At 62.7% G+C, this 14078-nt stretch carries 12 protein-coding genes and 2 pseudogenes; 3 read left to right on the top strand and 11 right to left on the bottom strand.

Annotated features, from left to right (window positions below; translation table 11 throughout):
* Positions 1-239, top strand: a pseudogene (locus HP547_RS18830) (UDP-glucose 4-epimerase GalE); the annotation flags it as partial.
* Positions 240-392: 153 nt separating this feature from the next.
* Here the strand turns inward: HP547_RS18830 and HP547_RS18825 are convergent.
* The 9 genes from HP547_RS18825 to HP547_RS18785 form a co-directional block, all read right to left on the bottom strand.
* Positions 393-1199 carry a CpsD/CapB family tyrosine-protein kinase gene (locus HP547_RS18825; RefSeq protein WP_172225058.1) on the bottom strand — a complete coding sequence of 269 codons (807 nt, stop codon included), beginning with the start codon at positions 1197-1199 and terminating at the stop codon, positions 393-395.
* A gap of 11 nt (positions 1200-1210) precedes the next feature.
* Entirely contained in the window at positions 1211-2773 is a 1563-nt protein-coding gene (locus HP547_RS18820) for a Wzz/FepE/Etk N-terminal domain-containing protein (RefSeq protein ID WP_172225061.1), read from the bottom strand.
* Positions 2774-2792: 19 nt separating this feature from the next.
* Positions 2793-3908, bottom strand: a complete 1116-nt coding sequence (locus HP547_RS18815) for a hypothetical protein (protein WP_172225064.1) — start codon at positions 3906-3908, stop codon at positions 2793-2795.
* Positions 3909-3932: 24 nt separating this feature from the next.
* Complete coding sequence (locus HP547_RS18810; protein WP_172225067.1) at positions 3933-4490, bottom strand: polysaccharide biosynthesis/export family protein; 558 nt, start codon at positions 4488-4490, stop codon at positions 3933-3935.
* Between the two features lie 250 nt (positions 4491-4740).
* On the bottom strand, positions 4741-4917 hold the full coding sequence (gene eppA / locus HP547_RS18805; RefSeq protein ID WP_172225069.1) for an EPS-associated small membrane protein EppA: 177 nt from the start codon (positions 4915-4917) through the stop codon (positions 4741-4743).
* Positions 4918-5178: 261 nt separating this feature from the next.
* Complete coding sequence (locus tag HP547_RS18800; RefSeq protein WP_172225071.1) at positions 5179-5721, bottom strand: helix-turn-helix domain-containing protein; 543 nt, start codon at positions 5719-5721, stop codon at positions 5179-5181.
* A gap of 88 nt (positions 5722-5809) precedes the next feature.
* Positions 5810-7228, bottom strand: a complete 1419-nt coding sequence (locus HP547_RS18795; RefSeq protein WP_172287065.1) for a TIGR00366 family protein — start codon at positions 7226-7228, stop codon at positions 5810-5812.
* 148 nt (positions 7229-7376) lie between these two features.
* The gene (locus tag HP547_RS18790) at positions 7377-8033 is read right to left on the bottom strand and encodes a CoA transferase subunit B (RefSeq protein ID WP_172225077.1); all 657 of its coding nucleotides are present in this window, start codon (positions 8031-8033) and stop codon (positions 7377-7379) included.
* A gap of 34 nt (positions 8034-8067) precedes the next feature.
* On the bottom strand, positions 8068-8766 hold the full coding sequence (locus tag HP547_RS18785) for a CoA transferase subunit A (RefSeq protein WP_172225080.1): 699 nt from the start codon (positions 8764-8766) through the stop codon (positions 8068-8070).
* Between the two features lie 140 nt (positions 8767-8906).
* Here HP547_RS18785 and HP547_RS18780 point away from each other — a divergent pair, with 140 nt between their 5' ends.
* Positions 8907-9812, top strand: a complete 906-nt coding sequence (locus HP547_RS18780) for a LysR family transcriptional regulator (protein ID WP_172225083.1) — start codon at positions 8907-8909, stop codon at positions 9810-9812.
* On the top strand, positions 9800-10621 hold the full coding sequence (locus tag HP547_RS18775; RefSeq protein WP_172225086.1) for an aldo/keto reductase: 822 nt from the start codon (positions 9800-9802) through the stop codon (positions 10619-10621). Before HP547_RS18780 ends, HP547_RS18775 begins: the two co-directional genes overlap by 13 nt.
* A gap of 111 nt (positions 10622-10732) precedes the next feature.
* Here HP547_RS18775 and HP547_RS18770 read toward each other — a convergent pair whose 3' ends face one another.
* Entirely contained in the window at positions 10733-13813 is a 3081-nt protein-coding gene (locus tag HP547_RS18770) for an error-prone DNA polymerase (RefSeq protein WP_172287064.1), read from the bottom strand.
* Positions 13810-14078 (bottom strand): annotated as a pseudogene (locus tag HP547_RS18765) (DNA polymerase Y family protein); the annotation flags it as partial. The pseudogene HP547_RS18765 and the gene HP547_RS18770, both read right to left, overlap by 4 nt.

Raw genomic sequence — 14078 nt, 5'->3', positions numbered from 1 at the left:
GCAATGGCCTGGGGTTCTCGGTGCAGCAGGTGATCGATACCGCCCGGTCGGTGACTGGCCGGCAGATCAATACCCTCGACGCGCCGCGTCGCGCCGGCGACCCGCCGCGGTTGGTGGCAGATGCGAGCAAGGCAATCGATGTGCTGGGTTGGCGGCCGGAGTTTGCATCACTGGAGGAAATTGTGCGCCATGCCTGGGAGTGGGAATTGCAGTATCCGTGGAGCAAGTGCCAGGGCTGACATTTTGGGGGCGCTTTGCGCAATGCCAGTCAGTAAGCAATTGGGGCCGCTTTGCGGCCCATCGCCGGCAAGCCAGGCTCCCACAAGTACGGCGCATGGCTTGAATTCGATGCGGTCTGGGTGGGAGCTGGCTTGCCGGCGATGGAGGAAGCCTCAGTAATAGGTGCGCGGCTGCTCGTCGGCCTTGTTCAACACCGTACCGACCAGGTTCACCGTGGCCAGGTGATGCAGGCAGTCCTCGATTTCCTTCTTGTTGTTCATGCCGTTGGCGACCACCAGCAATACACAATCGAACTTGGGTATCACGGTGATCGCGTCGTCCGAGCTGAGCAACGGTGGCAAATCGAAAATGCAGATGCGCGACTCGTAACGGTTGCGCAAGTCGCCGATCAGGTTGTGCACTTTCGGCGAGGACAGCATCTCGGTCGACAACGGCACCGGCACCCGCGTCGGCAGCACCACAAAACGCGGCAGGGTCGGGTTGACCAGGCAATCCTGCAAGTCAGCCTTGTCGCTCAGAAACTCGTTCAGTGCCTGCTCCATCGGCAGGCCCAGCGTGCTGCCAACCTTGGGCCGACGCAGGTCGAAGTCCACCAGCAATGCGGTCCTGGTGGTGTAGTGGGCGATACTCATGGCCAGGTTGATTGCCAGCACCGTCTTGCCCGCCTCAGGGGTTGGCGAGGTGATGCCCAGGGTACGCCAACCGTTCTCCTCCATGATCCTGAGCACCTGCGTGCGCAGCAGGTCGATCGGCCCGTTCATGTTGGAGTTCTTGTTATAGGCGACGATGCGGTTGCGCTCCAGGTGGTCTGCGCGCAGCGACACCACCTTGGTGTTCACGTAGTCGAACTGGCCAGGCACCTCGGCCAGGGCCGTGCCGGGGGGGGCTGAGACAACCTGGGGAGTGCCCGGGGTAACCTGGTGAATCGTGTTGCCTACAACCGGCTTGATCCTGTCCATCACTGCTTTCCCTATGCAAACCGAGACATGGCCTTGAACAACAGCACATCCAGTGGCATGTAGAACATGTGTACCAGCACTATCATGATAGCCGCCAGCGCCAGTGCCGCCAGAATCAGCCAGTTGCGCCAGCGCTTGCGCCTGGCCACGTCGGCGCGGGTATCGATGTAGGGCAGCGCTACCAGCACCCGCTTGCCCAGCAGGCTTTCCAGGGCCCCGACGCCGCGCACGCGCTGGTTGAGCATCTCCAGCAGCATCACCAGTGCGCCGCCACCGGCCGGTGCCAGCACCAGGCCCAGTGCGGCGATCTTCTTGCGGTTCGGCTTGATCGGTTTCTCGGGCATCAGCGGTGGCTCCAGCAGTACAAAGCGTTCAGCCTTGTTCTCCTGTTCCAGGCTTTCGGTAATCTTCGCGCCCATTTCCTTGGCGCGGATTTCTTCGTACTTCTTGCGGGCGTTGTCATGGTCACGCATCAAGGTCACCAGGCCACGCTCCACTTGCGGCGCCTCGAGGATCTCGGCCTCGTAGCCTTCCATCTTGCGGGTCAATTCGCGCTTCTGCTCGGCCAGCGAACTGATTCGCTCCTGGGCAGCGCTCATCTTGGCACGTACCCGGGCGACGTCGAGGCTGACCGTGGAGGCCACTGCAGTGCGGCCACCGGTGGCCTGAAATGCATCGATCTTGCGCTTGACCGCGACCACGTCCGGGTGGGCGTCCTTGTAGCGGCTCAGCAGCCGCGCGTATTCGGCCTTCAGGCTGGGCAGGTCCTGCGGCTGGTCGGCACTGGCAGGCTTGCTGCCTTCTGTGGCCTTGGTGCCTAGCCCGGCGTTGGCGGCAGACAGTTCCAGCTCCAGGTAACGCAGTTCTTCCTGGGCCGCCTTGTAGTCACGGTCGACCTCGCGGAACTCCAGCTCCGAGCGCGACAGCATGTTCATGCGCAGGGTCTGGTGCTCCGGCAAGGCGTTGGCATGGGCCTGCTTGAAATCGGCCAGCTGGTTTTCCAGGCTGGCCAGTTCGGCGCCCAGCTTGTTCGCCTCCTGGGTAAGGAATTCGGTGGTTTCGTTGGCCCGTTCGGTGCGCTGCTTGAGGTTTTCGTTAAGGAACAGTGTCACCAGCTCGTCGGCGACTTCCTTGGCCACTTGCGCCTGCTTGTGCTCGAAGGACACATTGAAGGCAACGGTCGCTTCGCCGCGCCCGCGCACAAAGGTGGTGAGGGTTTCGACCACGATGGCATTGCGCATCTGGTCGATCTTGTCGCTTTCGCTGAGGCGCTTGTCGGCGAACAGGCTGTACTTGTCGATGATGCGCAGCAGGTTTTCGCGGGTCATCACCCGCTGGCGAATCACCTCGATGCGCTCATCGGCAAAACTGGTGGTGTTGGTCGACACCAGCTCGGGCGAAATCTGCTGTGATTCCACCAGGATGGTGCCGGTCGACTGGTAGATCGGCGGCACCATCAACGCGACCGCCACGGTCGCGGCAAGAATGACTACGGCACTCACCCCTAACACCAGGGCCCTGTCCTTGATAATGGCGATGTAATCTCTGATCGAGAGTTCGTAGTCAGACTTCATGGGGCCACCTGCCTGAAGTTCAGATGTCGGGATACCTGTACGTCAACGTCAGACCAACGATCGTCGCGGTTGCATCGGCTTCGTGGTCCTGCTGCCGTTCCTTGTACATCAGCGACAGGCGCAGGTCCCAGTACGGCGAAAACTGGCGGCTGGCCCATACGCTGTACGTCTGTAGCGTGTTGGGCGACTGCCCCTTGCTGTCTTGCCAGGCGGCGTCCGCGCCCACCCGGGTCAGCTCGCCCACCGCGTAACTCCACACACCGCGTACCTGGTCCAGCTCGGCGAAGCCGCCTTCGGCGCTGGCCACCGTGCTGCGCTCAGCCGTGAAGCTGGCATCGGAGCGCACACCGGTGTACAGCAGCGAAACCCCGCCCTCCCCGCGCCGCCCGCCGTCGTCACCCGACACTTCATTGACGCCAACGTGGGCATCGGCACTCAAGCCTGCAGCCAGCTGGTACTTGATGCCAACTGCGGGCGTGTAGCTGTTGGAGGCCGTCGCGGTCAGGTCCTGCTCGGGCTCGTAGCGCCGGGCGCCAAAGCGGGCATACACATCGGCGCGCTCGCTCCAGGCATAGGTCCAGGTGAATACGTTTGCCAGTTCTTCGTAGCCCGTCAGGGTACTGATGTCGTAACGGGCACGGTTGTAGGTGGTTTCGTTGCTCAGGGTGCTGCGCTCAGTGACTGCCTGGCTCCAGTTGCCGGTCAGCGTGTACAGCTTCTGCGTACCGTCGGTGGTGATCACCCCCGTGTCCAGCACCGTCCCCGACAGCGTCGAGCTCTCGTTGTAACGCGCCAGCAGGCCGAAACGCCCGCGTTCGGTGGTGCGTTGCCAGCCCAGGCTGATGTCGGGGTCTTCACGGTCATCGACGATATCCGTGTCGGATGAGCGCAATACATGCATGCCCAGCCCCAACCTCAATTCGTCACGGTCGAAGGTGCCGATCAGGGTGTAATCGGGCGCGATGATCGTGCGCGTTACACCTTTCTCCCCCGACGACAGCAACAACGGGTTGCTGTCGTATTCAACGGATGTCGGTACCACCACCGTAGACTGCCAATTTGCCGCCAGGACCGCGTCCGTGAACGGCAATACCAGGATTGCCGTCGCAATGCGAGTTGTTCTTAGAAGAGGCATTAAGTGTTCTTATTAAAGGCAAGATCAAGGAACGACCAGCGTATCGCCAGCCTGAAGTTGGATGTTGGTGGACATGTCCCGCCCAGACACCAGGTCCTTATATCGCACGGGCAGGATCTTTTGGGAAGTGCCAGTGCCGCGGACCACCTTGATATCGCTTTCGTCAGCAAACTTGTCCAGGCCGCCCGACATGCTCAGGGCCTGCAGCACGGCGGTCGGGCCTGCCATTTGTACCGGTCCGGGCTTGATCACTTTGCCTTGGACATACACCAGGTTGCCGGCAATGCTCTTGACGACAACGCTGACATTCGGGTCGGGGAGGAATTTTTCGAGTTTGCTGGCAACTTGTTTTTCAACTGCGGTCACATCCAGCCCGGCGACATTGATGCGCCCGGCCAGTGGGAAGGTGATGCTGCCATCGGGAAGTACGGTGGCTTCTTGACGCAGGCTGTCTTCCTGCCATACCGAAACCATCACCACATCGCCAGGGCTGAGCAGGTAGGTAGCACCGGACTGATCGGCATTGGTCACACCGGACCACGCCGCCAGCATGCAGAACGCGGCAAACATTGAACGCATCATGAGGGTCCCTCCGGCCAAATGGCCCGACAAAGAGCACTGAATGAGAACAACACACCAACTCTCGCTCCGCTTCGCGACGGACTGCTGCCGCGATGGCCTGGACCTTTCTGCAGGCCCTTACCTTGACGCTGCGCAGCTACCCTGCGCTGCCTGCAACCGTGGACGTTCACGGGCTACAGGGAATATAGCAACGGTTGGGGAATTGACAAGCCGACGGCGGGGTGATCAACCCTCCAGCGTGCAATCAGGTTCAGATCTTTCTACGGTTGGCCACGGCCACAAAACCGACAACTGCAAAAGCAAAGAACCAGACTGCGGTTGAAACAGGAATGATACTGTTTTGGTTTATATACGAATCCGCCGCGCGAGCCGCGCCACTCAGAAGCACCATCAGAAACATCGATTTGATAATCAGAGTCGTGCGCATACGCCCTTCCTTTAAAGAGGAAAATCAATGAGTTATTGGCGCGGTGTGGCGGGAGTTGTATTGCTGTTGAATTGAGCTTATGGGCACAGTGACACTACGTCAATGATCCGACACCATAATAAAATTCAATGGGTGATAGGCGAGTTCGTCAAAATATCGACATGCAGAATATGCGCAGGCGGGTGGGGATGTTCGCTGTAGCGTTTCACCGATGAGATAGCCGGCACTGGCGCTGAGGCCGCACTGCGACCCCCCGGCATTTTATGCTTCCCCGTGGTGTACCACGACCAGCAACTGTGCCGGCAGCGCCCCCACCGAGCGTAGGCGGTGCGGTGTTTGCGCGTCGAAATGCAGGGCATCGCCCTGCTCCAGCAGCACCCGCTCGTTCATGAAGTCCACCTCCACCTGACCGGCGTGCACGAACAGAAACTCCTCGCCCTGGTGCTCCTTGAACGTGGGGTCACTGAATTCTGACGGTGGCTGGATCAGGAACGGCAACAGGCTGCGCTGCCCCACCTGGTTGGTGAGCGCCGCGTAGCCAGGGCCCTGCCCATCCCCGACCAGGGCCTGGCGCTGGCCACTGCGCACCAGGCTGTAACGGCTCTGGCCGTGCTGTTCTTCGGCGAACAGTTCTTCGACGTTGACGTTCAGCGCCCGCGCCAACTTCAAGGCGGCGGCGATCGACGGCGTGTTCAGGCCGCGCTCGACCTTGGACAGGTAGCTTTTGGTCATGCCGGTTTTCTCGGCCAGCAGTTCCAGGGTCATGCCCAGTTTCTTTCGCAGCAGTTTCAATCGGATAGACATGTGGCGCGGGGCTCCCAGGCGAAGCCAGCCATGATACGCGTGTTGAGCCCGGCGCCAAACCTTGGGCGCGGGCTCAACCGCGCAGCGGTTACGGCATTACCGGTGGCGCATACTGCAGCGTCGTGCCCAAGGCCCACAGCAACACCAGCACCAATGGCGCATGCACCAGCAACTGCACGAACGAAAACCCGATCAGGTCACGCGCCTTGAGCCCCAGCACGCCCAGCAGCGGCAGCATGTAGAACGGGTTGATCAGGTTCGGCAAGGCTTCGGCAGCGTTGTAGATCTGCACCGCCCAGCCCAGGTGATACTGCAGGTCATTGGCCACCAGCATCACGTAAGGCGCCTCGATGATCCACTTGCCGCCGCCCGAAGGGATGAAGAAGCCCAGCACCGCCGAGTACACGCCCATCAACAAGGCATAGGTGTCATGGGTGGCAATCTGGGTGAAGAACAGCGAGATGTGATGGGCCAGGGTCTGTTCATCGACGCCCTTCACCTGGGTGAGGATGGCAGCGATCGAGCCATACAACGGGAACTGGATCAATACGCCCGTTGTGGTCGGCACCGCACGCGCCACAGCGTCAAGAAAACTGCGCGGGCGCCAGTGCAGCAAGGCACCAAGCATGATGAACAACAGGTTGTAGGTGTTCAGCCCGGAAATCGCAGTAATCGCCGGCTTGGTCGCGAACTCCTGGTACAGCCAGCCCGCAGCCAGTGCCACCAGCAACAGGATCAGGATCGGGCTGTGCTCCAGCCACTCACCCGGGCGGGTGCGCTGGGGCGCAGGAGGCGCGGTGAAGCTGGGGTCGATACCGCAGTCCTCGGCGCTGCGCGCACTGTTCGGGCCTGGCGCCGTGGCATAGGCAATCACCAGCGAGACCACGATCAGCGCTGCCAGCATGACGCCCGACTGCCACAGGAAGATGGTTTCGGTAAAGGGAATGACCCCGGTGATCGACAGGATCGACGGTGGCAGGCTGGCCGGGTTGGCCTGCAGCTGCGCCGCCGAGGATGACAGCCCCAGCGCCCATACGGCGCCCAGGCCCAGGTAGGCTGCCGCACCGGCGGCACGGTAGTCCATTTTCAGCTCGGTGCGCCGCGCCAGGGCGCGTACCAGCAGCCCGCCGAATACCAGCGACAAGCCCCAGTTGAGCAGCGACGCCAGCATCGAGATCAGCGCCACCCAGCATACGGCCGAGCGACCATTGCCGGGGATGCGCGCCAAGCGGTCGATAAGCCGCGCGGCGGGCGGCGAGCTGGCCACCACATAGCCGCCGATGACCACAAAGGCCATCTGCATGGTGAACGGGATCAGGCTCCAGAAGCCATCGCCGAAGGCCTTGGCCGTGTCGGTGGGTTTGGCGCCCATTGCCAGGGCACCGAGGCACACCAGCAGTACCGCCAATGCGGCGAACACCCAGGAATCGGGGAACCAGCGTTCGGCCCAGTTGGAACAGCGCAAGGCAAAGCGGGCGGAACGGCTGTCTTGGATTTCAGCGGCCACAGGGCAATTCCTTTTATTGGTTTTATGAGGGGGCAGTTTTGCCGAATAACGCAAAATCCCTGTGGGAGCGGGTTCACCCGCGAATGCTTCGGTAAATTCACCGCCGCATTCGCGGGTAAACCCGCTCCCACAGGGATTGAGGTGATGCTTAGAAGGTCATTTCCTTGACATCATCCGGCACGATCAGCTTGCCGGCGGTTTTCTCGATGATTTCCTCGACGCTCACCCCAGGTGCGGTCTCGCGCAGGATGAAGGCGCCGTCTTCGATTTCCAGGTAGGCCAGGTCGGTCAACACCTTGCGGATGCAGCCGGCACCGGTCAGCGGCAGGCTGCACTGCGCCAGCAACTTGGACTCGCCGTCTTTCGAGGCGTGGGTCATGGTGACGATGATGTTGTCGGCGCCGGCCACCAGGTCCATGGCACCGCCCATGCCCTTGACCAGCTTGCCGGGGATCATCCACGAGGCGATGTTGCCTTGCACGTCCACCTCGAAAGCGCCCAGCACGGTGAGGTCGACGTGGCCGCCACGAATCATGGCGAACGACTGCGCCGAATCGAAGATCGAGGCGCCACGGCGGGCAGTGACGGTCTGCTTGCCGGCGTTGATCATGTCGGGGTCGAGCGTGCTTTCGGTAGGGAACTCGCCCATGCCGAGCAGGCCGTTTTCAGATTGCAGCATTACATCCATGTCGGCGGGCACGTAGTTGGCCACCAGGGTCGGAATGCCGATGCCCAGGTTGACGTAGTAGCCGTCCTTCAGTTCACGGGCAACGCGTTGTGCCATCTGTTCGCGGGTCAGTGCCATGGTCAGGATCTCTTTGTTGTTCTGGTGATGGCGCTCAGGCCTTGACGGTGCGCTTTTCGATACGCTTTTCGAAGGTGCCGACGATGACGCGGTCGACGAAGATGCCCGGGGTATGGATTTCGCTGGGCAGCAGCACGCCGGGTTCGACGATCTCTTCCACTTCGACCACGGTGATCTTGCCGGCGGTGGCCGCCAGCGGGTTGAAGTTTTGCGCGGTGTTGCGGTACACCACGTTGCCGTAATGGTCGGCCTTCCAGCCCTTGACGATGGCGAAGTCACCGGTGATGGATTCTTCGAGGATGTACTTGCGGCCCTTGAACTCGCGCACTTCCTTGCCATCGGCAACCGGGGTGCCGTAACCGGTCGCCGTATAGAAGGCCGGGATACCGGCACCGCCGGCGCGCATCTTCTCGGCGAGGGTGCCCTGCGGGGTCAGCTCGACTTCCAGTTCACCGCTGAGCAGCTGGCGTTCGAACTCGGCGTTTTCGCCCACATAGGACGCCACCATCTTGCGGATCTGCCGGTCCTCCAGCAGCACACCGAGGCCAAAGCCGTCGACGCCGCAGTTGTTGGAAACCACCGTAAGGCCCTTGACGCCACGCCGCCTGATTTCACTGATGAGGTTTTCCGGAATGCCGCACAGGCCGAAGCCACCGGCCAGTACCGTCATGTTGTCGGTCAAGCCTTCAAGGGCCTGTTCGTAGGTTGCAACGCGCTTGTCCAGTCCGGCCATGCTGATCCGCCTTTTGTAGTTGTTGAACCGACGATGCTGTCGGTGAGCGTGTGTAGACATCTTCACCGCAAGCGACTGATTTGTTAATTTTGTTTTAATCATCGATTGATAACTTTTACAAAACAAACTGTAGGCCTGTCATGAACGTCAAGCAACTGCGTGCCTTTGTCACCGTGGCCAAGTACCAGAGCTTCGCCCAGGCGGGTGAGCACCTGCATGTCTCCCAACCGGCCTTGAGCCTGACCATCAAGGCACTGGAAGAAAACCTTGGCGGCGCCCTGCTCAGCCGTACCACGCGCAGCGTCAGCCTGACCGCCGAAGGCGAAGTGCTGCTGCCACTGGCCAGGCGCCTGCTGGCCGACTGGGACGACACCGAAGAAATGCTGCGCCAGCGTTTCACCCTGCAGCTGGGCCGGGTGTCGGTAGCGGCCATGCCGGCCTTTGCCGGCAACTTGCTGCCGCAATCGCTGAAGGTATTTCGGCAACGCTACCCCAAGGTCAATGTCACCGTGCATGACGTGATCAACGAACAGGTACAGGAACTGGTGCGCCACCGCCGCGTCGAACTGGGCATCGGCTTCGAGCCGGACAACATCGACGGGCTGAGCTTCTATCCGTTGTACATGGACCGCTTCGTCGCCGTGGTGCCCGCCGATTCACCGTTGGCGCTGCTGCCCCAGGTCAGCTGGACGCAGCTGATGGCCGAAGACTTTGTGGCGTTGCAGCGCCCATCAGCCGTACGCTTGCTGATGGAGCAGAACGTGGCTGCCTGCCACGGCAAGCTCACGGTAGCGTTCGAGAGCCATCAGTTGGCGACCATCGGCCGCATGGTTGCCAGCGGCCTGGGGGTCAGTGCCGTGCCCGCGCTGTGCATCAACCAGATGCAGGAGCTGGGCGCACGCTGCGTGACCCTGGTCGAGCCCACCGTCGAGCGGCGTATCGGCGTGATCGCCCTCAGCGAGCACAAGCTGTCCACTGCAGCGCAAGCATTGCTTGAAGTACTGCTTTCCAATACCCACATCCCGGAGGTGACATGCGTTACGTGAAACTGGCAGGTTCGAACGTTCCGGTTATCGGTCAAGGCACCTGGTACATGGGCGAAGACCCAGGCCGCGAGGCTGCCGAGGTGGCGGCCCTGCAGCAGGGCATCGAGCTGGGGCTGACCTTGATCGACACCGCCGAAATGTATGCCGAAGGCGGTGCAGAAACCGTGGTTGGCCAGGCCATTGCCGGGCGCCGCGACCAGGTGTTCCTGGTCAGCAAGGTCTACCCGCACAATGCCAGCCGCAGCGGCATGGCGGCCGCCTGCGAGCGCAGCCTGAAGCGCCTGGGCACCGACTGCATCGACCTGTACCTGTTGCACTGGCGTGGCCAGCACCCGCTGGATGAAACCGTCGAGGCCTTCGAGCGCTTGCGCGAGCAAGGCAAGATCAGGCGCTGGGGGGTGTCCAATTTCGATGTCGATGACCTGCGTGAGCTGGACAATCTCGATTGCGCTACCAACCAGGTGCTGTACAACCCGGCCGAGCGCGGCATCGAGTTCGACCTGCTGCCGTGGTGCGAAAAGCGCGCGCTGCCGACCATGGCCTACTGCCCGCTGGCGCAGGCCGGGCGCTTGTTGCAAAGCCCGGTGCTGACGCAGATTGCCGAGCGCCATGGTGCGACACCGGCCCAGGTCAGCCTGGCCTGGGTAACCCGTCATAGCGGGGTAATCGCCATTCCCAAGGCTGTCACGCCCGAGCATGTGCGCCTGAATGCGGCGGCGGGTGCGCTGAGTTTGACCAGCGAAGACCTGCGGGCGATCGACCGGGCGTTTCCGGCGCCGACGCGCAAGCAGCGGCTGGCGATGGTGTGATCTGGGGGAGATTCTATGAGCTTTGGCTGGTTGCATCAGGGCTGGCAGTTTTCGCCACAGCATTTTCAGCGCCTGTCAGCCTTGATGCGATCCCTGTGCAAGCGGACATACTCAATGAAAATCCCGACTGCGCACATCCAGCCCCTGCAACAGCAAAGTCACATCCTCCAGCCGCCGGGCAATCAGGTGACGCACGCCATTTTCCTGCTCCAGCCGCCCGCTGACCTTGAGCAACTGTGACCCTACCAGCGCCCGCCGCTGCCGCTCGGCCAGGTCGCGCCACACCACCACGTTGATCATCCCGTGCTCATCTTCAAGCGTGACAAATGTCACGCCACTGGCAGTCTGCGGCCGCTGCCGGCCGACCACCAGCCCGGCCACGGCAATGCTGTCGCCATGCTCGACACCCTCCAGCTCACTCGAACTGCGACAGCCCAGCGCCCGCAGCCGTGTGCGCAGCAAGGCCAACGGATGCGGCCCCAGCGTGGTACCCAAGGTCTGGTAATCGGCCACCAGGTCCTCGGCCACCGAGGGCACTGGCAGCTGCACTGGCGTTTCAGGCAAAGCCTCAACCTCAGCGAACAAAGGCAGTTGTGCCTGCACCGCTGCCACCTGCCAGCGTGCCTGGTGGCGGTCGCTGGCCAAGGCACGCAGTGCCCCGCCATCGGCCAGGCGCGCACGGGCACGCGAATCAAGCCCCGCGCGCCGGCACAGGTCTTCGACATCGCGCCAGGGTCGCTGCGCCCTCGCCTGCTCCAGGCGCCTGGCATCGGCCTCAGCCAGCCCTCGCACCAGGCGCATGCCCATGCGAATGGCCAGGACGCCTTGGGTATCCGGCTCGAGGGTGCAGTCCCACTCACTGTGGCAGACATCAACCGGCCGAACCTCGATGCCTTGCCGTCGCGCTTCTTGCAGCAACTGGTCGGGGCTGTAGAAACCCATCGGCCAGCTATTGACCAGCGCACAGGTGAATATCGCCGGCTCATGGCACTTCAGCCAGCTGCTGGCATAACACAGCAAGGCAAAGCTGGCGGCGTGGGACTCCGGGAAGCCATAGCTGCCAAAGCCCTTGATCTGTTCGAAGATGCGCTCGGCAAACGCCAGGTCGTAACCATTGCGCAGCATGCCCTGCACCAACCGCTCGCGGTGCGGTTCCAGGCCGCCGTGACGCTTCCAGGCCGCCATGCTGCGGCGCAGCTGGTCGGCTTCACCGGGGCTGTAGTCGGCTGCGACCATTGCCAGTTCCATCACCTGTTCCTGAAACAGCGGCACCCCCAGGGTCCGCTCGAAGACTTCCTTGAGCTGCGGCGAAGGGTACGTCACCGGCTCCTGTTTGAGACGCCGGCGCAGGTACGGGTGCACCATGTCACCCTGGATCGGCCCCGGGCGGACGATGGCTACCTCGATGACCAGGTCGTAGAACGTGTTGGGCTGCAGCCGGGGCAGCATGGCCATCTGCGCGCGTGACTCGATCTGGAACACGCCCATGGTTTCGGCGCGGCTGATCATGGCGTAGGTGGCCGGGTCTTCGCTGGGGATGGTGGCCAGGGTCAGGTGCCGACCGCGATGGCGCTGGAGCAGGTCGAAGCAACGGCGCAGGGCGCTGAGCATGCCCAGCGCCAGCACATCGACCTTGAGCAGGCCGACCATGTCCAGGTCATCCTTGTCCCACTGGATGACCGTGCGCTCTGCCATCGCGGCATTTTCAACCGGCACCAGCTGGTCCAGCGGTTGCTGCGAGATGACAAAACCACCCGGGTGCTGCGACAGGTGCCGGGGGAAGCCGATCAGCTCACCGGCCAGCACCAGCACCCGCCGCAGCGAAGGGCTGCCGGCCTCGAAACCGGCTTCAGCCAGGCGCTGCGCATCGGGAATACGGTCGCTCCAGCGGCCACAGCATTTGGCCAGGGCATCCACCTGGTCGGCGGGCAACCCTAGCACCCGCGCCACATCCCGCACAGCACCCGCAGCATGATAGGTGTTCACCACCGCAGTGAGCGCCGCGCGGTGTCGGCCATAACGGCGGAACACGTACTGGATCACTTCTTCGCGCCGGTCATGCTCGAAGTCCACATCGATATCGGGCGGCTCGTTGCGCTCGCGTGACAGGAAGCGCTCGAACAGCAGGCGGTGCTCCATGGGGTCGAGTTCGGTGATGCCCAGCACGAAACACACCACCGAGTTGGCCGCCGAACCACGCCCCTGGCACAGGATGCCCTCCCTGCGCGCGAAGGCGACGATGTCGTGCACGGTCAGAAAATAACTCTCGTAGCCCAGCTCTTCGATCAGCGCCAGCTCCTTGGCCAGCACATCCCGCACTTTGCGGCTTGGCCCGCCCGGCCAGCGTAACGGCAAGCCTTGTTCGCACAACTCACTCAGCCAGGTCGCTGGTGTATGGCCTTGAGGCACCAATTCGCGCGGGTACTGGTAGTGCAACTCGCTCAGGTCGAACCGGCAGCGCTCGGCGATGGCGAGCGTCTCGGCCAGCAGGTCGCCGGGGTACAGCTCGCCCAGTTGTGCCTGGCTGCGCAGATGCCGCTCGCCATTGGCAAACAGAAAGCGCCCGGCCTCGGCCACCTGACAATGCTGGCGGATGGCAGCCATGCAGTCCTGCAGCGCACGCCGGCCACGCACATGCATGTGCACGTCGCCGCAGGCCACCGCGCCGATACCCAGCCTGGTCGCCATGGCGAGCGAATGCTGCAGGCGCAAGGCATCGTCACTGCCCCGGTGCAGGTGCACGGCCAGCCACAGGCGGTTATCGAACACGCTGCGCAGCCACTGGCCAGCAGCGGTATCGCCGCTGTCATCGGCCACCCACAGGGCAAGCAAGCCTTGATGATGGTGCAGCACGTCGTCACGGAATAATTGGTACTCACCCTTTGGCGCCCGCCGCCGGGCCCGGGTGATCAGGGCGCAGAGGTTTTGATAGCCGACCAGGTTCTCCACCAGCAGCACCAGCTTGGGGCCGTCCTGCAATTGCACCTCGCTGCCCACGATCAGTTGCAGCTGATGCTCCTTGGCGGCCTGCCAGGCCCTGACGATGCCCGCCAGGGTGCATTCGTCAGTGATCGCCAGGGCCTGATAGCCTTGCTCACGCGCACGCCGGAACAACTCGTCAGCGCTGGAGGCACCGCGCTGAAAGCTGAAATTGGACAGGCAGTGCAGCTCGGCATAACCCTGGGTGTTCATGCGAACCAGCCCTGCAGCCACAGCGGCCCGGCCTGGCTCAGGTCGCGGTAGGCCCAGCCGCGCAGGCCGTCACGGGTTTCGATGCGGTAGTAGTCGCGGCGCACGTCAGCGCCATCCCACCAACCCGATTCGATGCGTTCGGCCTGCCCCTGCACCTGGTAGCCGGCTTCGTCCAGCGCCATGGGCGCGGCAAACAACCAGCCAGGGCGGCTACCGGGGGCGACCGGCATGCTGCCCTGGGCGCCCTGCTCTCGCGCTTGCCAGG

The sequence above is a fragment of the Pseudomonas sp. CM27 genome (assembly GCF_013179515.1).
Taxonomy (GTDB): domain Bacteria; phylum Pseudomonadota; class Gammaproteobacteria; order Pseudomonadales; family Pseudomonadaceae; genus Aquipseudomonas.
The sequence above is the reverse complement of the archived record's forward strand: the minus strand, read 5'-3'. Positions and strand labels throughout refer to the sequence as shown.